Annotated in this window: 18 protein-coding genes; 5 read left to right on the forward strand and 13 right to left on the reverse strand. The window is 63.2% G+C overall.

The window, feature by feature from the left end; genetic code table 11:
- Positions 1 to 5: 5 nt before the first annotated feature.
- The 6 genes from rodA to IB249_RS27535 form a co-directional block, all read right to left on the reverse strand.
- The gene (rodA, locus tag IB249_RS27510; RefSeq protein ID WP_192309383.1) at positions 6 to 1,109 is read right to left on the reverse strand and encodes a rod shape-determining protein RodA; all 1,104 of its coding nucleotides are present in this window, start codon (positions 1,107 to 1,109) and stop codon (positions 6 to 8) included.
- A gap of 31 nt (positions 1,110 to 1,140) precedes the next feature.
- The gene (gene mrdA, locus IB249_RS27515) at positions 1,141 to 3,036 is read right to left on the reverse strand and encodes a penicillin-binding protein 2 (RefSeq protein WP_192309204.1); all 1,896 of its coding nucleotides are present in this window, start codon (positions 3,034 to 3,036) and stop codon (positions 1,141 to 1,143) included.
- A 9-nt stretch (positions 3,037 to 3,045) separates the two neighbouring features.
- Entirely contained in the window at positions 3,046 to 3,513 is a 468-nt protein-coding gene (gene rlmH, locus IB249_RS27520) for a 23S rRNA (pseudouridine(1915)-N(3))-methyltransferase RlmH (RefSeq protein ID WP_009051038.1), read from the reverse strand.
- A 9-nt stretch (positions 3,514 to 3,522) separates the two neighbouring features.
- On the reverse strand, positions 3,523 to 4,017 hold the full coding sequence (gene rsfS / locus IB249_RS27525; protein ID WP_192309206.1) for a ribosome silencing factor: 495 nt from the start codon (positions 4,015 to 4,017) through the stop codon (positions 3,523 to 3,525).
- 72 nt (positions 4,018 to 4,089) lie between these two features.
- Positions 4,090 to 4,734, reverse strand: coding sequence for a nicotinate-nucleotide adenylyltransferase (gene nadD / locus IB249_RS27530; RefSeq protein ID WP_192309384.1), 645 nt, complete (start codon positions 4,732 to 4,734; stop codon positions 4,090 to 4,092).
- Between the two features lie 28 nt (positions 4,735 to 4,762).
- Complete coding sequence (locus tag IB249_RS27535) at positions 4,763 to 6,034, reverse strand: glutamate-5-semialdehyde dehydrogenase (protein WP_192309208.1); 1,272 nt, start codon at positions 6,032 to 6,034, stop codon at positions 4,763 to 4,765.
- A gap of 189 nt (positions 6,035 to 6,223) precedes the next feature.
- Between IB249_RS27535 and IB249_RS27540 the strand changes: the two genes are divergently transcribed.
- Entirely contained in the window at positions 6,224 to 6,922 is a 699-nt protein-coding gene (locus IB249_RS27540; protein ID WP_192309210.1) for a DNA-3-methyladenine glycosylase, read from the forward strand.
- Between the two features lie 169 nt (positions 6,923 to 7,091).
- A complete protein-coding gene (locus tag IB249_RS27545) occupies positions 7,092 to 8,408 on the forward strand; it encodes a bifunctional DedA family/phosphatase PAP2 family protein (protein ID WP_192309212.1) in 1,317 nt (438 codons plus the stop codon).
- On the opposite strand, the gene IB249_RS27550 is transcribed toward IB249_RS27545, so the two are convergent.
- From IB249_RS27550 to IB249_RS27560, 3 genes are read right to left on the reverse strand one after another with little or no spacing between them, the layout of a single operon-like run.
- Complete coding sequence (locus IB249_RS27550; protein WP_192309214.1) at positions 8,409 to 8,999, reverse strand: LON peptidase substrate-binding domain-containing protein; 591 nt, start codon at positions 8,997 to 8,999, stop codon at positions 8,409 to 8,411.
- A 10-nt stretch (positions 9,000 to 9,009) separates the two neighbouring features.
- Positions 9,010 to 9,726, reverse strand: a complete 717-nt coding sequence (locus IB249_RS27555; protein ID WP_192309216.1) for an LrgB family protein — start codon at positions 9,724 to 9,726, stop codon at positions 9,010 to 9,012.
- Positions 9,723 to 10,085 carry a CidA/LrgA family protein gene (locus IB249_RS27560; protein ID WP_192309218.1) on the reverse strand — a complete coding sequence of 121 codons (363 nt, stop codon included), beginning with the start codon at positions 10,083 to 10,085 and terminating at the stop codon, positions 9,723 to 9,725. Before IB249_RS27560 ends, IB249_RS27555 begins: the two co-directional genes overlap by 4 nt.
- Positions 10,086 to 10,268: 183 nt before the next feature.
- On the opposite strand from IB249_RS27560, the gene IB249_RS27565 reads away from it, so the two are divergent.
- The 3 genes from IB249_RS27565 (at position 10,269) to IB249_RS27575 (ending at position 13,215) form a co-directional block, all read left to right on the forward strand.
- Entirely contained in the window at positions 10,269 to 10,724 is a 456-nt protein-coding gene (locus IB249_RS27565; RefSeq protein WP_192309221.1) for a MaoC family dehydratase, read from the forward strand.
- 103 nt (positions 10,725 to 10,827) lie between these two features.
- A complete protein-coding gene (locus tag IB249_RS27570) occupies positions 10,828 to 12,546 on the forward strand; it encodes a C13 family peptidase (RefSeq protein ID WP_192309223.1) in 1,719 nt (572 codons plus the stop codon).
- A gap of 27 nt (positions 12,547 to 12,573) precedes the next feature.
- Entirely contained in the window at positions 12,574 to 13,215 is a 642-nt protein-coding gene (locus tag IB249_RS27575) for an oxidoreductase (protein ID WP_192309226.1), read from the forward strand.
- Between the two features lie 45 nt (positions 13,216 to 13,260).
- Here the strand turns inward: IB249_RS27575 and IB249_RS27580 are convergent, their stop codons facing one another.
- From IB249_RS27580 to IB249_RS27595, 4 genes are all read right to left on the reverse strand, one after another.
- Positions 13,261 to 13,545, reverse strand: coding sequence for a YceK/YidQ family lipoprotein (locus tag IB249_RS27580; RefSeq protein WP_192309228.1), 285 nt, complete (start codon positions 13,543 to 13,545; stop codon positions 13,261 to 13,263).
- Positions 13,538 to 14,170, reverse strand: a complete 633-nt coding sequence (gene ubiX, locus IB249_RS27585; protein WP_192309230.1) for a flavin prenyltransferase UbiX — start codon at positions 14,168 to 14,170, stop codon at positions 13,538 to 13,540. The genes IB249_RS27580 and ubiX overlap by 8 nt, the downstream gene beginning before the upstream one ends.
- The gene (mpl, locus tag IB249_RS27590) at positions 14,167 to 15,516 is read right to left on the reverse strand and encodes a UDP-N-acetylmuramate:L-alanyl-gamma-D-glutamyl-meso-diaminopimelate ligase (protein WP_192309232.1); all 1,350 of its coding nucleotides are present in this window, start codon (positions 15,514 to 15,516) and stop codon (positions 14,167 to 14,169) included. Before mpl ends, ubiX begins: the two co-directional genes overlap by 4 nt.
- A 143-nt stretch (positions 15,517 to 15,659) precedes the next feature.
- Positions 15,660 to 17,573, reverse strand: a complete 1,914-nt coding sequence (locus IB249_RS27595) for a sigma-54-dependent Fis family transcriptional regulator (protein ID WP_192309234.1) — start codon at positions 17,571 to 17,573, stop codon at positions 15,660 to 15,662.
- Between the last annotated feature and the right edge of the window lie 36 nt (positions 17,574 to 17,609).

Genomic DNA, 17,609 nt, shown 5'->3' on the forward strand with positions numbered 1-17,609 from the left:
CTTATTCAAACCTGTGCGATCCACTTGCGATGGGTATGGATCGACATCAAAACCCCAAACGCTGACAGCAGCGTCACCAGCGAAGTTCCTCCGTAGCTAATGAACGGCAACGGCACCCCCACAACCGGCAACAGGCCACTGACCATACCGATGTTGACGAAAACGTAAACAAAAAAGGTCATGGTCAGGGCACCGGCCAGCAATTTGCCGAACAGCGTCTGCGCCTGGGCGGTAATCACCAGGCCACGACCGATCAGCAACAGATAAATCAGCAGCAATGCACAGATACCGACCAGGCCGAACTCCTCTCCCAGCACCGCGATAATGAAGTCGGTGTGGCTTTCCGGGAGAAAGTCCAGGTGCGACTGGGTGCCCAGCAGCCAGCCCTTGCCGAATACGCCGCCGGAACCGATGGCCGCTTTTGACTGGATGATGTTCCAGCCGGTGCCCAGCGGATCGCTTTCCGGGTCCAGGAACGTCAGCACGCGCTGCTTCTGGTAGTCGTGCATGACGAAAAACCACATGGCGATCGCGACCGGCACCGTCGCCGCCAGTACGCTGAGAATCCAGCGCCAGCGCAGCCCGCCCATGAACAGCACGAAGGCACCGCCGGCCAGAATCAGCAGCGACGTGCCCAAGTCCGGCTGGCGCACGATCAGGATGAACGGCACCCCGATCAGCATCAGGCTGACCCCCACGTGCTTGAGCTGCGGCGGCAGGGTGCGCTTGGACAGGTACCAGGCGATGGTGGCCGGCATCAGGATCTTCATGAACTCCGACGGCTGGAAGCGGATCACCCCGGGGATGTTGATCCAGCGGGTGGCGCCCATGGCGTTGTGGCCCATGATGTCCACGACCAGCAGCAGCAATACGCCGGCCACATAGCCCAACGGCACCCATCGGGCCATGAAGCGCGGCTCGAACTGGGCGATGATGATCATCGACGTCAGGCCGATGCCAAAGGAAGTGGCCTGTTTGGCCAGCAGGTCCCAGCTCTTCCCACTGGCCGAATACAGCACGAACAGGCTGCCGGCCGCGAGGGTCAGCAGCAGGATCAGCAACGGGCCGTCGATGTGCATGCGTTGCAACAGCGTCGCGCGGCGACGCATCACATCCTCACTGGAGAGGATGCGATCGAAATTACTCTTCACGGGCCGTAGCCTCCGCACTGATAGGGCTGGCGTATTCGGCTTTCAAGCGACCGTCCTGGTCCAGCAGCCAGGCGTCCATGACCTGGCGCACCACGGGCGCGGCGACCCCGGAACCGGACTCGCCGTTCTCGACCATCACCGACACCACGATTTTCGGGTTGTCGGCCGGGGCGAAGCCGACGAACAGGGCGTGGTCGCGGTGGCGTTCCTGAACCTTGGAACGGTCATACTTTTCGCCTTGCTTGATCGCGACCACCTGGGCCGTACCACTTTTGCCGGCGATCCGGTATTGCGCGCCGATCGAGGCCTTGCGCGCCGTTCCGCGTGCACCGTGCATCACCTGCTGCATGCCGTGGTTGACCTTGTTCCAGTCGGACGGGTCGCGCAGGACGATGTCCGGCATCGGATTGTCGTCCTTGGGCCGCTCGCCTTCGACGGTCTTGGCCAGGTGCGGACGGTTCCACACCCCTTTGTTGGCGACCAGCGCCGTGGCCTGGGCCAGTTGCAGCGGCGTCGACTGCATGTAGCCCTGGCCGATCCCGAGAATCAGCGTTTCGCCCGGGAACCAGGCCTGGCGACGGGTCGCACGCTTCCACTCACGGGACGGCATCAACCCCGGCGACTCTTCGAACATGTCCAGGGAGACTTTCTGGCCGATACCGAACTTGGTCATGTAGGCCGACAAGCGGTCGATCCCCAGCTTGTGCGCCAGGTCATAGAAGTAGGTGTCGTTGGACCGCATGATGGCGGTGTCCAGGTCCACGTAGCCGTCGCCGGTGCGGTTCCAGTTACGGTATTTGTGGTCATAGTTGGGCAACTGGTAGTAACCGGGGTCGAACACCCGGGACGATGCGGTGACCACGCCCGCGTCCAGGCCGGCAATCGCCACCGCCGGCTTGATGGTCGAACCCGGCGGGTACAGCCCCCGCAGCACACGGTTGAACAGTGGCCGGTCGATGGAGTCGCGCAACTCGGCGTAGGCCTTGAAGCTGATGCCGGTCACGAACAGGTTCGGGTCGAAACTCGGCTGGCTGACCATCGCCAGCACTTCGCCTGTCGCCGGGTCCAGCGCCACCACCGCACCCCGCCGCCCGCCCAGCGCAAGCTCGGCGGCTTCCTGCAACTTGATGTCCAGGCTCAGGACAATGTCCTTGCCCGGAATCGGATCGGTACGCTTGAGCACCCGCAACACGCGGCCCCGGGCGTTGGTCTCGACTTCCTCGTAACCCACCTGGCCGTGCAACTCGGGCTCGTAGAAACGCTCGATGCCGGTCTTGCCGATATGGTGGGTGCCGCTGTAGTTGACCGGGTCGAGGGATTTGAGCTCTTTTTCGTTGATCCGCCCCATGTAGCCCACCGAATGGGCAAAGTGCGCACCCTGCGGGTAATGCCGAACCAGCTGGGCGACCACTTCCACGCCCGGGAGGCGGAACTGGTTCACGGCAATGCGCGCGATCTGCTCTTCGGTCAGCTCGAACAGGATCGGCACTGGCTCGAAGGGCCGACGCCCCTGGCGCATGCGCTTCTCGAAGATCACCCGGTCCTCGGGCGTCAGTTCCAGCACTTCGACGATCACATCGAGCACTTGCTGCCAGTCGCCGGAACGCTCGCGGGTCATGCTCAGGCTGAAGCTGGGGCGGTTGTCCGCCACCACCACGCCATTACGGTCGAAGATCAACCCGCGGGTGGGCGGAATCGGCTGAACATGGACGCGGTTGTTTTCCGACAGGGTCGAGTGATAGTCGTACTGGATCACCTGCAGGAAATACAGGCGCGCAATCAGCACACCGATCAGCGCCACCACCGCAATTGCCCCGAACACGACGCGGCCGCGCACCAGGCGGGCGTCTTTTTCGTGGTCCTTGATGCGGATCGGCTGGGACATGGGGCAGAACTACTTGTGGTAAGGGTGGCCGGACAGGACTGTCCAGGCACGGTACAGCTGTTCGCCGATCAGAATCCGCACCAGCGGGTGCGGCAACGTCAGGGGCGACAGCGACCAACGCTGATCCGCCCGCGCACAGACTTCCGGCGCCAGCCCCTCGGGGCCGCCGACCATGAAATTCACCGTGCGCGAGTCCAGCCGCCAGCGGTCGAGCTCGACCGCCAGTTGCTCGGTGCTCCAGGGCTTGCCGTGGACTTCGAGGGTGACGATCCGCTCGTTCTGCCCGACCTTGGCCAGCATGGCTTCGCCTTCCTGGCGGATGAAGCGCGCCACATCGGCGTTCTTGCCACGGGTGTTGAGCGGTATTTCCACCAGTTCCAGTGCCAGCTCGGACGGAAGACGCTTGGCATATTCATGCCAGCCTTCTTCCACCCACTTGGGCATGCGTGAACCGACGGCGATCAGTCGCAGTCGCACAGCGGTCCCTTACTGCTGGTCTTTGTTGAGCTTGGTGAAATGCTCATGGGGATTTTCCGGGCTGTGATGCGCACCGCTGGCCGAACGGCTCTGCTCGGCACCGGCCCACAGGCGCTCCAGGTCATAGAACTGGCGAGCCGAGGCGGTCATCATGTGCACGATGACGTCGTCCATATCCAGCAATACCCAGTCGCTGTCGCCCTTGCCTTCTTCGCCCAGCGGCTTGACACCCTTGGCCTTGACCGCTTCGCGGACCTTGTCCAGCATCGCGCCGATCTGGCGGTTGGAGGTACCGGTGGCGATGATCATGTAGTCGGTGATGCTCTGCTTGTCGCGAACGTCGATCACCTGGATGTCCTGGGCCTTGACGTCTTCCAGGGCCGCCACGGCGACCTTGACCAGCTCTTCGCCGGCCAGCACTTCGCCGGTTTGCGGTTCCACCGGCAGCGGGGCGCTCTTGAATGTGCCTTTGCGCTTAACTTTAGCTACGTCTTTGTCAGTCATATAAAACTCGTTTTGCTCGTATGTTCGGGCGCTTCGCTACACGCATTCACGTGCCTTGAAGCGCACCCTTTTTCAGTTCGACGCACGGTACAGTCCGTGCGCATCGATGTAGGCCAGGACCGCGTCGGGCACCAGGAAACGTACCGACTTACCGCTGGCCAGCAGTTGACGGATCTGGGTGGCGGATACCGCGAGCGGCGTCTGCCAGACGAATGCAATCTGTCCGCTCGGCCCCTTGAGGGCCAGCGGGTCGCTCACCGAGCGCGCTGCCAGCAGGTTGCGCAAGGCATCCGGCGGTTCGCTGTCGGCATCCGGGCGTTGCAACACCAGGATGTGGCAATGCTGGAGCAACTCGTCCCAGCGGTGCCAAGTGGGCAGGCCGCAAAATGCGTCCCAGCCCAAAAGCAGAAAAACCTGGTCTTGCGCGGCCAGCTCGGCCCGCATCAATTCCAGGGTATCGATGGTGTAGGACGGTTTGTCCCGCTGCAATTCGCGGGCGTCCACCACCAACGGCGCCACACCGGCCACCGCGCACTCGACCATCGCCAGACGGTCCTGCGCCGACACCTGCGGCGTATCCCGATGGGGCGGCCTGGCACTGGGTGTCAGTCGCAATTCATCGAGCGCCAGCGATTCGGCGACTTCCAGCGCCCCCCGCAGGTGACCGATGTGCACCGGGTCGAACGTTCCGCCCAGTACACCGATGCGTCGCGGCACAACGGCCGCCGGCTCGAGGTCGCTCAAGTCAGACCGACGCCTGGCCGCGCAGCTGGCCATCACCGACCACGATGTACTTCTCGCAGGTCAGGCCTTCAAGGCCCACCGGGCCGCGGGCGTGCAGCTTATCAGTAGAAATGCCGATCTCGGCACCTAATCCGTATTCGAAACCATCGGCGAAGCAGGTCGGCGTGTTGATCATCACCGACGACGAATCGACTTCAGCCACGAAACGCCTGGCGTCGCCCTGGTGCTCGCTGACAATCGAGTCGGTGTGATGCGAGCCGTAGCGATTGATGTGGTCGATGGCCTGATCCAGCCCGTCGACGACGCGGATCGAGAGGATCGGCGCCAGGTATTCGGTGTGCCAGTCGTCCTCGGTGGCCACGGCCGCCTCGATGATCGCCCGGGTGCGCTCGCAGCCGCGCAACTCGACGCCTTTTTCGCGGAACTGCGCGGCCATGGCGGGCAGGAAGTCCTTGGCGATGGCTTGATCCACCAGCAGGGTTTCCATCGCGCCGCAGATGCCATAGCGGTATGTCTTGGCGTTGAAAGCGATGCGCCGGGCCTTCGGCAGGTCGGCGTGGGCACTGACGTAGACATGGCAGATGCCGTCCAGGTGCTTGATCACCGGCACCCGCGCGTCGCGGCTGACACGCTCGATCAGGCCACGGCCGCCACGGGGCACGATGACATCGACGTATTCAGGCAGGCTGATCAGCGCGCCGACGGCGGCACGGTCAGTGGTCTCGACCACTTGCACGACGGCCGCCGGCAGGTCGGCCTCGGCCAGGCCCCGCTGAATGCAGGCGGCGATGGCTCGATTGGAATGAATGGCTTCGGAGCCGCCGCGCAGGATGGTCGCATTGCCGGACTTCAGGCACAGGCTGGCGGCATCGATGGTCACGTTGGGCCGGGATTCGTAGATGATCCCGATCACGCCCAGCGGCACACGCATCTTGCCGACCTGGATCCCCGACGGGCGGAAGCTCATGTCACGAATGGCACCGACCGGGTCCGGCAAGGCAGCGACCTGGCGCAAACCGACGATCATGCCGTCGATGCGCTCCGGCGTCAGTGCCAGGCGCTCCAGCAGTGCCGGCTCCAGACCATTGGCACGACCCGCCGCCAGGTCCAGTTCGTTGGCAGCCGTGAGCTCGGCACGCGCGGCATCCAGCGCATTGGCAGCGGCCTGCAAGGCGCGGTTCTTCTGCGCAGTGCTGGCTCGGCCGATGATGCGCGATGCCTCGCGGGCAGCGCGACCCAGGCGGGTCATGTAGTCGAGAACGGACTCAGTCATGGTCGATGGCGGTCTTTGCTGAAGGTCTTGGTAAAGAGAAAGCGGCAGATTATAGCTGTCGCGTCCACCGACTAACAGCGGTGACGGGCGGATGGTCGAAATGGAGGACCATTTGCCGACGTTCAGCCGTGATTAAGCTGCAAATTGTTATCATCCCGGCTCAATCAGCCCTGACCTTCACCGATCATCATGTCCAATCTGACCGTTCAGGCACCGGCCGCAAGCCTGCCCATCGGGCTTCCCGACGCATTCTTCGACCGCGACGCACAAACCCTGGCCCGGGATCTGCTCGGCAAGGTCATCCGTCATCGGGTCGGCGAACTGTGGCTCAGCGCCCGGATCATCGAGACCGAAGCGTATTATTTCGAGGAAAAAGGCAGCCATGCCTCCCTCGGCTATACAGAAAAGCGTAAGGCTTTGTTTCTGGATGGTGGGCACATCTATATGTACTACGCCCGTGGCGGCGATTCCCTGAACTTCAGCGCACAGGGTCCTGGCAACGCGGTGTTGATCAAATCCGCCTATCCGTGGGTCGATGAAATAAGCGGCCCCGTCAGCCTGGCGCAAATGCTGTTGAACAACCCCGATGCCCAGGGCCGCCCGCGCCCGTCGCAAAAACTCTGCGCCGGGCAGACACTGCTGTGCAAGGCGTTGGGTTTGAAGGTGCCGGTGTGGGACGCCAAGCGTTTTGACCATGAAGTGCTGTTGGTGGAGGATGTCGGCCCGGTGCCTGGTCATATCATTCAAACCACCCGCCTGGGCATTCCACACGGCCGCGACGAGCATTTGATGTATCGCTTCGTCGATGCGGCCTACGCGCCCTACTGCACACGGAACCCGCTGCGACGGGGGCAGGTCGAAGGTCGCGATTACTTTTTGCTGACCTGAGAACGTTTGAAGTATCCACAGAGCCTGTGAGAGCGGGCTTGCTCGCGAAGAAGGCCTGGCAGGTCAATCCATGCCGCCTGAAAAACCCTGATCGCGAGCAGACTCGCTCCCCCAAGGGCCCGAGTTTGTCTCCCCGGGACGATTACAAAATTTCAATGGAGTTGTTTTTATGGGCCCATGGCTCGATAGCGTGACCGGATGGCTGGCGGCAAACCCTCAGTGGCTGGCCGCAGCGGTGTTCATCGTAGCCTTCGTCGAATGTCTGGCGATCGCCGGGTTGATCGTCCCCGGTACGGTGATGCTGTTCGCCGTCGCGGTGCTGGCCGGCAGCGGCGCGTTGTCATTGAGCGAAACCTTGCTGCTGGGATTCGTCGCCGGGGTGCTGGGCGATATTGTTTCCTACTTCATCGGACGCCATTTCCATCAGAACATCCGGCGCCTGCCCGGCCTGCGCCATCACCCCGAATGGATCGCCGGTGCCGAGGCCTATTTCCAGCGCTATGGCATCGCCAGCCTGCTGGTCGGACGCTTTATCGGGCCATTGCGCCCCATGCTGCCAATGGTCGCCGGCATGTTCGACATGCCCTTCCCACGCTTCGCTGCTGTCAGCCTGCTGGCCGCTGCGGGCTGGAGCGTCGCCTACCTGCTGCCGGGCTGGGCCACGGGCGCCGCCATCCGCCTGCCGCTGCCGGAAGGTTTCTGGCCCCAAGCCGGGATAGTCGCGGGCAGCATCGCGGTGATGATCGGCTTGAGCGTGACCAGCAGCCTGCGTCGGCATCGCAAGGCGACGATCCTGATTGCCGGCATGAGCCTGCTGATTCTGGCAGGGCTGTTTATCGGTTACCCGCACCTGAGCGCCCTCGATCAGGGCGTCATGACCCTGGTGCAGGAACACCGCAGCTCGACCCTCGATGAAGTGGCCGTGACCTTTACCCTGATCGGCGAGTTTCGCAACATGCTGCTGTTCAGCGCCCTCTTGACCGGCTTGTTGCTCCTGACACGGCAATGGCGCCAGGCGATTTTTGCTGGCAGCACCCTGCTCGTCACCGCACTGGGCAACACGTTTACCAAGCAGTTTTTCGCCCGCGTGCGTCCAGAGGTGCTGAGTGACCCGCTGTTGAGCTACAGCATGCCCAGTGGTCATGCCTCCGGGTCCTTCGCGCTGTTTTTGACCCTCGCGGTCCTCGCCGGTCGCGGACAACCTCCGCGCATGCGCCTGACCTGGCTGCTGCTGGGCTGCCTGCCGGCACTGACGATTGCGCTGTCGCGGGTTTATCTGGGCGCACACTGGCCGACGGATGTGTTGGCCGGGGCCATGCTGGCGGCCTGTGTGTGTGCGGCGAGCCTGGGGCTGATCCAGCGCCAGGCGCCCCTCAGTGCCATGCCGCCGAAAATCTGGTGGTTGATCCTGCCGGCGATGATGGCACTGTTCGGTTTCTTCGCATTGAGGCATTTACCCCATGCGATGGTGAGATACGCCTACTGATCAGGCGAACAACTCGCCCTGCAATTCATCCAGCAGCGCCTGAATCGCATCCAGTCGTTGCTGTGGGTCATCCAGTTGCAGGAGGTCGATCTTGTCCACCTCGGCGAACGGCAACAGATACGCCAATTGATTGGCCAGCGACTGCTGACCGGTGGCTTCAGTGCCCATGTTCAATGCCTCGACCATCGGGTGTTCGGCCAGGGCCTTGAGCAAGGCCACCAGATCGGCATCTTCGTCCTGCAAGGGTTGTTCGGGCTCGTCTTCCAGCCACTCGACCTCGGCGACGGTCAGTTGATCACGCTGAACGTCGGTGCTCAGCACATTGAAACGCCGTCGGCCCTGCACCCGAATGCCCAGCAGTCCATTGTCCTGCTGCTTGAAATCGGTAATCACGGCTTCACAGCCGACCAGCGCATACCCCGCCGGGGCGATGCCGACTTCTTCGCCATCAAGGATGCACACCACGCCAAAACCACCGCCCTGTTTCATGCAGCGACCGATCATGTCCAGGTAGCGTGCCTCGAAAATCTGCAAGTCGAGGATGCAACCGGGAAACAGCACCGTGTTCAGCGGGAAAAGCGGCAAGCTCATAGACATTTCCTTACACCACCATCGACACCGCCAGGGGCAGGAGCACCGCCGTGGCCACGCCCATCAGACTCATTGCCAGCGCCGCGAAGGCACCGCACTCTTCGTTTTCCTGCATGGCCACCGCCGTCCCCACCGCATGGGCCGTCATGCCCAGCGCCATGCCTCGCGCCTCGGGGCTGTGGACGCCAAGCCGGGTCAACAGGCTCGGACCGAAGATTGCCCCGATCACCCCGGTGATCAACACGAACACCGCCGCCAGCGCCGCGACGCCACCGATCTGTTCGGCCACGAGCATCGCAATGGGCGAGGTCACCGACTTTGGCGCCATGGTCATCAGGATCATGTGCTCGGCGCCGAACCACCAGCCCAGCAGCACGCCCATGCCCGTGGCGACTACCCCGCCTATCACCAGCGTAGTAAATATCGGCCAGAACAACTGACGGATCCGCCGCAGATTGAGGTAAAGCGGCACGGCCAGCGCCACCGTGGCGGGGCCGAGCAGAATGCTGAGGATCTCGGTGCTCTTGCGGTACTCGCCGTAGGTCAGGCCACAGCCCAGCAGCACGCCGATGACCAACAGCATGGAGACCAGCACGGGCTGCAGGAAGATCCAACGGGTTTTCTCGAACGCCGCCAGCACCAATTGATAGGCGCCAAGGGTGACGCCGATGCCGAACAACGGATGGTGGATTACCGACGCCCACGCGCCTTGCCAGTCGAGGATCATTGCGCATCCTCGGGGTGCGCGTGCCGCTTGACCATGCGCTGCATCAGCACCCCGGCAAAGGCCATGGACAGCAGCAGTGACAACACCAGTGCGCCGACAATCGCCCAGAAATCCGCCGCAATGTCTTGGGCGTAAACCATCACGCCCACGGCCGGCGGCACCAGCAGCAGTGGCAGGTAACGCAGCAGGCTGCTGGCCGCCAGGCTCAGCGGCTCCCCCACCTGCCCACGGCAAATCAGGTACACCAGCAGAAGCAGCAGGCCAATGATCGGCCCCGGCAACACCGGTAGACATAAATGGTTGATGGCGGTGCCCAGCAATTGGAACAACACCAGCCAGGTCAGGCCACGTAGCAACATCGGTCCTCTCCCCCGTCAATTCACGCCCGGCATTATAAGCATGTCGGCGCTATGGACCGGCATTCGCCAAAAGCATGGTCGGTTGACCGGAGTTATCGGCCATGGTGATCTAAAGTGGTAATCCGGGAGGTCAAATCTCCACACCTGAAAACTATAAAACCGATGAATACAAGGAGAGTCTCAATGCCCTACGTTCCCGTTGCAGAGCTCAATGACTATGTCGGCAAGGAACTTGGACGTTCCGAATGGCTCACGATCGATCAGGCGCGCATCAACCTGTTCGCCGAAGCCACTGGAGACTATCAGTTCATCCACGTCGATCCGGTCAAGGCCGCGCAAACCCCCTTTGGCAGCACCATCGCCCACGGCTTCCTGTCGTTGTCACTGATTCCCAAGTTGATGGAAGACATCCTCATCCTGCCGCAGGGCTTGAAGATGGTGGTCAACTATGGCCTCGACAGCGTGCGGTTCATCCAGCCGGTCAAGGTCGACTCGAAGGTGAGACTCAAGGTTGACCTGACCGAAGTCACCGAGAAGAAACCCGGCCAATGGCTGCTCAAGGCCACCGCCACGCTGGAGATCGAAGGTTCGGAAAAACCGGCCTATATCGCCGAGCCGCTGTCCCTCTGCTTCGTGTAAAACCTGCGGGATGCGAAGCAGCGCATGCTGTTTCGCGACCTCTCTCTATATATAAGCCATTGAGCTGCGGCATACTCGGTCGCCTAATTGCCCGGATCCCGCTATGCGCTCACTTGCACTCCTCGCCCTGACCCTGATGCTCACCGCTTGCGGCGACGGCGAATCGCTGTTGCCTCCCGACGCGCGCCTGCCGGACGGTGGACGTTACCGGGGCGACCTGGTCGACGGGTTGCTGCAAGGCCAGGGGCGCGTCGATTACCCCAACGGCAGCTGGTACGCCGGCAGTTTCGACAAGGGCCAATGGCATGGCCAGGGCGAATGGCATGGCAGCAACGGCGAAGTCTATCGCGGCAATTTCAACCAGGGCCTGTTCGACGGCCAGGGCACGCTGACCACCAGCGGCAGTAGCTACACCGGCGGATTCAAGGCGGGTCGGCGCGAAGGCGAAGGCAGCCTCAAGGAAAACGGTATGACTTACCGTGGCGAATTCAAGGCCGACCAGTATTCAGGCCTCGGACGCCTTGAACTCGAAGACGGCAGTTCCTACCAGGGTCAGTTCGCCCACGGCAAACCCAACGGCGAAGGCCAGCGCGGCGATGCCAGCGGCAATCAGTTCACCGGCCACTTCAAGGACGGCCAGCTCGAGGGCGTCGGAACCTTCAACAGCGCCGACGGCGATATCTACGTGGGCGGGTTCAAGAACAACCAGTTGCACGGCAAAGGCCGCTACGAGAACGCCGATGGCGATGTCTGGCTGGGCCAGTTCAAGGAAGGCTCGCTGAACGGCAAGGGTGAGCTGATCGGTGCCGACGGCAGCCATTACATCGGCCAGTTCGTCGACTGGCGCTTCAGTGGCCAGGGCCGGCTGAACCTGTCCGATGGCAGCTTCTACATCGGCCAGTTCGACGCCGACAGCTATAAGGGTCGTGGCACCCTGGTGCTGACCGATGGCACCGTGCAGAGCGGTATCTGGGCCAATGGCCAACGGGTGCGCGACGCCGACGGCAAGCTGCTGCCCGACAGCCTCGAGCTCGGGCTGCTGGCCCAGGGTCGCCTGCTCGATGACGCGCTGGCCAATGTGCCGGCCTCCACACCGGCGGTCGAGCTGTACACCCTGACCCTTGGTGGCGACGGCAAGCAAAGCGTGTTCCTGCGCGAATCCGATTACGTCAGCAACATGCTCGCCAGCCGTTTCGGTGCGTTCGGCCAGATCCGCCTGGTCAACCATCGCGAGCACCTGATCGACCGCCCCATGGCCACCCGGGAAAACCTGCGCCGTGCGGCCCTGACGCTGGCCGAACGCAGTGGCCCGGAAGACCTGGTCTTCATCTACCTGACCAGCCACGGCACCAGCGAGCACGAGCTGGTACTCGACCAGCCACGCATGGAACTGGCCGACCTGCCGGCGGACGAGCTCGCCGCCGTGCTGGCCCCCCTGAAAAACCGCGACAAGATCATTGTGATTTCGTCTTGCTATTCGGGGGGCTTCATCCCTGCCCTCAAGGACGAGCGCACCCTGGTCATGACCGCTTCGCGCGCCGACCGCGTGTCCTTCGGCTGCTCGGAAGAAGCCAACTTCACCTACTTCGGCGATGCCCTGTTCGCTCAGGCCCTGAACCAGACCGACGATCTGGAACAGGCCTTCAAGCTGGCCAGGGCCACGGTGGCCGAGCGTGAGCTGGCGGACGGCTTCGAAGCGTCCGAACCCCAGATCTGGGCGCCGAAAACCGTCCTTTCCCACTGGCAGCTTCTGCGCAAACAGCAGGCACGAAAAGCACTACAAAGTGTCTCTATCAGCAGCGAGGATGCAAAGAGCAACTAAGCTGAACAGTATCAAGGGAGAAACACTATGTACTTGACGCCTCAGCATGTATTGCTTGCCGGAGCGACCGGGCTGACCGGAGAACACTTGCTTGACCGCCTGCTCAACGAGCCGACCATCACCCGTGTTCTGGCCCCCTCACGCCGGCCGCTGGCCGAACACCCGCACCTGGAAAACCCGGTCGGCGACCCGGCGGTGTTTCTGCCGCAACTGAACGGTCGTGTCGACATTGCGTACTGCTGCCTCGGCACCACGATCAAGCAGGCGGGCTCGGAAGAAGCGTTCCGTGCGGTCGATCTGGACATGGTGGTGGCTTTCGCCAAGCGTGCACGGGAAATGGGCGCCCGGCACCTGATCGTGATCAGCGCCGTGGGGGCCGACCGTCGATCCTCGGTGTTCTACAACCGGGTCAAAGGCGAGATGGAGTACGCCTTGCGGGCGCAGGACTGGCCACAACTGACCATCTGCCGACCTTCGCTGTTGCTGGGCGACCGGATTGAACCGCGCCTGGCCGAACAACTGGCCGGCCCGTTATCGCGCCTGATTCCAGGCAAGTACCGAGGCATCGAAGCCTGCCAGTTGGCGCGCGCGATGTGGCGGCTGGCGCTGGAAGAACAGGATGGAGTGCGGGTGGTCGAATCGGATGAGTTGCGCAAGCTGGGCAAGTAACGCTACGGCGACGGGGTGGGCGCACCGCCGATTCGGGACCGAACGCTACAACCCGCCCGTCGCCTGAAAACTCACACCGATCACCGTCAGCACGGACAACGGCAACAGCAGCGTATCGAGCAGAGCGCTGGCCGGCAGATCCACCCCCGGATAGCTCGGCGCCTCTGCGCCAAAGCGGTCCATCGCGCAGCAACCACCGTTCAAGGCATACATGTCCAGCCGGGTCCCCGCATACACCACCGGAGCCCCCGGCTTGGCAGCATCCAGCGTGCGCGCGGTGGCGCAGCCAGCCAATTGCACGACCAGCACCAGCGCCAGCAGCTTATTCATCGCTGGTCAGATGGTGTTCGCCCCAACGCGGCAGCATGTCCTGAGGGATGTTCAGCAGATTGAGAATCCGGGCCACGACGAAGTCGACGAGGTCGTCGATGGTTTGCGGCTGATGATAGAACCCGGGCGATGCCGGAAGGATCGTCACGCCCATGTTCGACAACTTCAGCATGTGCTCCAGGTGAATGCTCGAATACGGCGCTTCACGCGGCACCAGAATCAGCTGGCGGCGCTCCTTCAACGTAACGTCGGCCGCACGCTCGATCAGGTTGTTGCAGGCGCCGGTGGCGATCGCCGAGAGCGTCCCGGTGGAACACGGCACCACCACCATCGCCGCCGGCGCACCGGAGCCCGAGGCCACGGGCGACATCCAGTCTTCCTTGCCGTACACGCGGATCTGTCCATCGGCGGCACCGGTGTACTCGGTGAGAAAGGCCTGCATCATCTGGGTTTTCGGTGGCAACGTCACGTCGGTCTCGGTGGCCATCACCAATTGCGCGGCCTTGGAGATCAGGAAATGCACCTCGCGATCTTCGCGGATCAGGCAGTCCAGCAGGCGCAAGCCATACTGGGCGCCCGAAGCGCCGGTCATGGCCAGCGTGATGCGTTCCGGGCCGTTGTTCATTGCAGCGCCTCGGCCAGTTTGCCGTGCAGGCCGCCAAACCCGCCGTTGCTCATGATCACCACGTGCGTGCCCGGCTGAGCCTGACTTTTCACCCGCTCGATAATGCCTTCCAGCGAATCGCTGACAATTGACGGCACGCTGCACAGCGCCGCCGTGGCGGCCAGGTCCCAGCCGAGGTTGGCTGGCGCGTACCAGATGACCTGGTCGGCATCCGCCACGCTTTCGGGCAAGCCGTCACGGTGAGCGCCGAGCTTCATGGAGTTGGAGCGCGGCTCGATGATCGCAATCAATGGCGCGTCGCCAATGCGCTTGCGCAGGCCGTCGAGCGTGGTGGCGATGGCCGTCGGATGGTGGGCAAAGTCGTCGTAGATGGTGATACCCCGGACTTCTGCCACTTTCTCCATCCGCCGCTTCACACTCTTGAACGCGCTCAACGCCGCGATGCCCATGGCGGGCACGACACCGACATGGCGAGCTGCGGCCAGGGTCGCCAGGGCATTGGCCACGTTGTGCTGACCGGTCATGTCCCACTCGACCACGCCCTGGGCCACGCCGTCGAACATCACTTCGAACGCCGAACCGTCTTCACTCAGCAATTTGACCTGCCATTGACCACCGGCACCGGTGGTTTGCACCGGCGTCCAGCAGCCCATCTCGATCACGCGCTGCAAGGCCGGCTCGGTGGTCGGATGAATCACCAGGCCTTCGCTCGGAATGGTCCTGACCAAGTGGTGAAACTGTCGCTCGATGGCCGGCAGATCAGGGAAGATGTCCGCATGATCGAATTCCAGGTTGTTCAGGATCGCCGTCCGCGGGCGGTAGTGGACGAACTTGGAACGCTTGTCGAAGAACGCGCTGTCGTACTCGTCGGCTTCGATCACGAAGAATGGGGTGCCGCCCAGTCGGGCCGACACCGAAAAGTTCTGCGGCACGCCGCCGATCAGGAAACCCGGGCTCATGCCGGCGTGCTCCAGCACCCAGGCGAGCATACTGCTGGTGGTGGTCTTGCCGTGGGTCCCCGCGACAGCCAGCACCCAACGACCTTGCAATACGTGGTCGGCCAGCCATTGCGGGCCGGAAACGTAGGGCAATCCCTTGTTCAGCACGTACTCGACCGCCGGGTTACCGCGGGACATGGCGTTGCCGATCACCACCAGGTCGGGGGCCGGATCGAGCTGCGCCGGGTCGTAGCCCTGGGTCAACTCGATGCCCTGGGCCTCCAGCTGGGTGCTCATCGGTGGATAGACGTTGGCATCGGAGCCGGTCACATGATGGCCCAGCTCTTTGGCCAGAACCGCCATCGAACCCATGAAAGTGCCGCAGATACCAAGAATATGAATGTGCATAGTCGACCTCGTAAAACATGGCCGCAGGTTAGCGTAGGGAGGGGAAAACCGCACCTGGTGTTTCGCCCGCACTGACGCCCGCGCCCACAGGGCAACGCATTCCACTGTGGGCGCGGGCTTGTTCGCGAAAGCCGCGATGCGGTCTAGCGGGCGATCCCGTGCTTGCGCAACTTCCTGTAGAGGGTATTGCGACTGACCCCCAGCTGTTCGGCCGTGTGGGTCATGTGCCAGCGCTGCTGCTCCAGCGCAGTGAGCAACGCCAGCCGCTCGGCATCCTCAAGCGGATACTCGGTCGGCTCCTGCGCGGGCGAAATCACGGCCGGCCGGGCATGAAGGACCATCGCCGGCAAGTCCTCCAGACCGACGCGCCCGCCGTCACACAGCGCCGCCAGGGTACGCAGGACATTGCGCATCTGGCGCACGTTGCCGGGCCAGGCGAACCCCAACAGCGCCTGGCGTGCGGGTTCATCGATCAGCACCGTCTCACCGTCCGCTTCCTGCGCCAGCAGATAGTCGAGCAACTGCGACCGGTCACTGCGCTCACGCAACGCCGGCAAGGCGATTTCCAGTCCGTTGAGCCGGTAATACAGGTCTTCGCGAAAGCTCCCGTCCCGTACCCGTTCCAGCAGGTCACGGTGGGTCGCGCTGATGATTCGCACGTTGACCGCCTCGGGAGCACCGCCGATCGGCACCACCTGCCGATCCTCCAGCACCCGCAGCAGCCGGGTCTGCAACGCCAGCGGCATGTCGCCGATCTCGTCGAGGAACAAGGTGCCGCCATCGGCCTGCTGCAACTTGCCGCGCATGCCCTCCTTGCGTGCGCCGGTGAAGCTGCCGCCGCGATAGCCGAACAGCTCGCTTTCAATCAGGCTCTCGGGAATCGCCGCGCAGTTAAGGGCTACGAACGCCTGCTCGGATCGCTGACTGGCCTGGTGCACAGCCTTGGCGAAGGCCTCCTTGCCGGACCCGGTTTCGCCATGGATCAGCAGCGGAACGTCCCGTTCGAAGACCCGCAACGCCTTGCGGAAATCCGCTTGCAGCCGCTCATCGCCGAGACAAATCCCCGGCAGGCGAGCCGCCTCGGCCAGCATCGGGCGCGGAGGCACTGGCGTCGAAAAGCTGCGCGGCTGACCTCGCAACACGGCAAACAGGCCGCGTCCGTCTCGGCTGCGCAACGGCCAACTGGCGCTGGGACTCACGCTCGCGCGGCCGAGCAACTCGTCCAGCGCGCAATCGAAAAACGCCTCCACCGGTTGGCCGAGCATGGCGCCGCGCGCATGCCCCAGCAGGTTGAGCGCACTCTGGTTGACCGCACAGATCCGCCCTTCGCCGTCAAACGCCAGCAGCCCTTCGCTGAACAGCCCGACGGATTCGGCCTGTAAATGAAAACGCAGCAACCATTGGTTGTCGAAGTAGCGCAGGAAATAGCAGCTCTCGATCATCTTCGCCGAAAGGTTGACCAGGGCCATGGTGTGGAACTGGCTTTGCCGCGACACGTCGTGCCGCGCCGACGACACGTCCAGCACCGCCAGCAAGTCGCCATGGGGGTCGAAAACCGGGCTTGCGGAACAGGTCAGACCGGTGTGACGACCGCGAAAATGCTCGTCCTGGTGAATGGTCAGTGCCTGGCGCTCCACCAGGCAAGTGCCGATGCCGTTGGTGCCTTCGCAGGCTTCGCTCCAGTCGGCACCGAGCCAGAGGCCGGCGCGCTCGAAAATCCTGCGTTCGGTGGGCGCGGTGACACAGTTGAGGATCACGCCCCGCGCATCGGTCAACAGCACCGCATGGCCGGCGCCGGAGAGTTGCTGATGCAGGCTGCTCATTTCATTGCCGGCGATGTGCAGCACTTGCTGCAGGCGCTCGCGACTTTCCAGCAGGCGGCCATGTTCCAGCACGGTGGGTGCCATGGTCAGGCTCGGATCGAGGTGATAGTCCTCGAGACAGCGCAGCCAGGACCGGGCTATGGAGGGATCGCTGCCGGGACCGTGCAGGTGGGATTTGCCCTGGGTCACGGTCAGTACCTGCTGGGCATGGCGACTCAAATGGTTGTCGTGCATCTGTTGTTCTTCTCCCCGCAGGTTGGGCCTGGAGTG

The sequence above is a fragment of the Pseudomonas sp. PDM04 genome, from assembly GCF_014851765.1.
In the GTDB taxonomy this organism is placed as follows: domain Bacteria; phylum Pseudomonadota; class Gammaproteobacteria; order Pseudomonadales; family Pseudomonadaceae; genus Aquipseudomonas.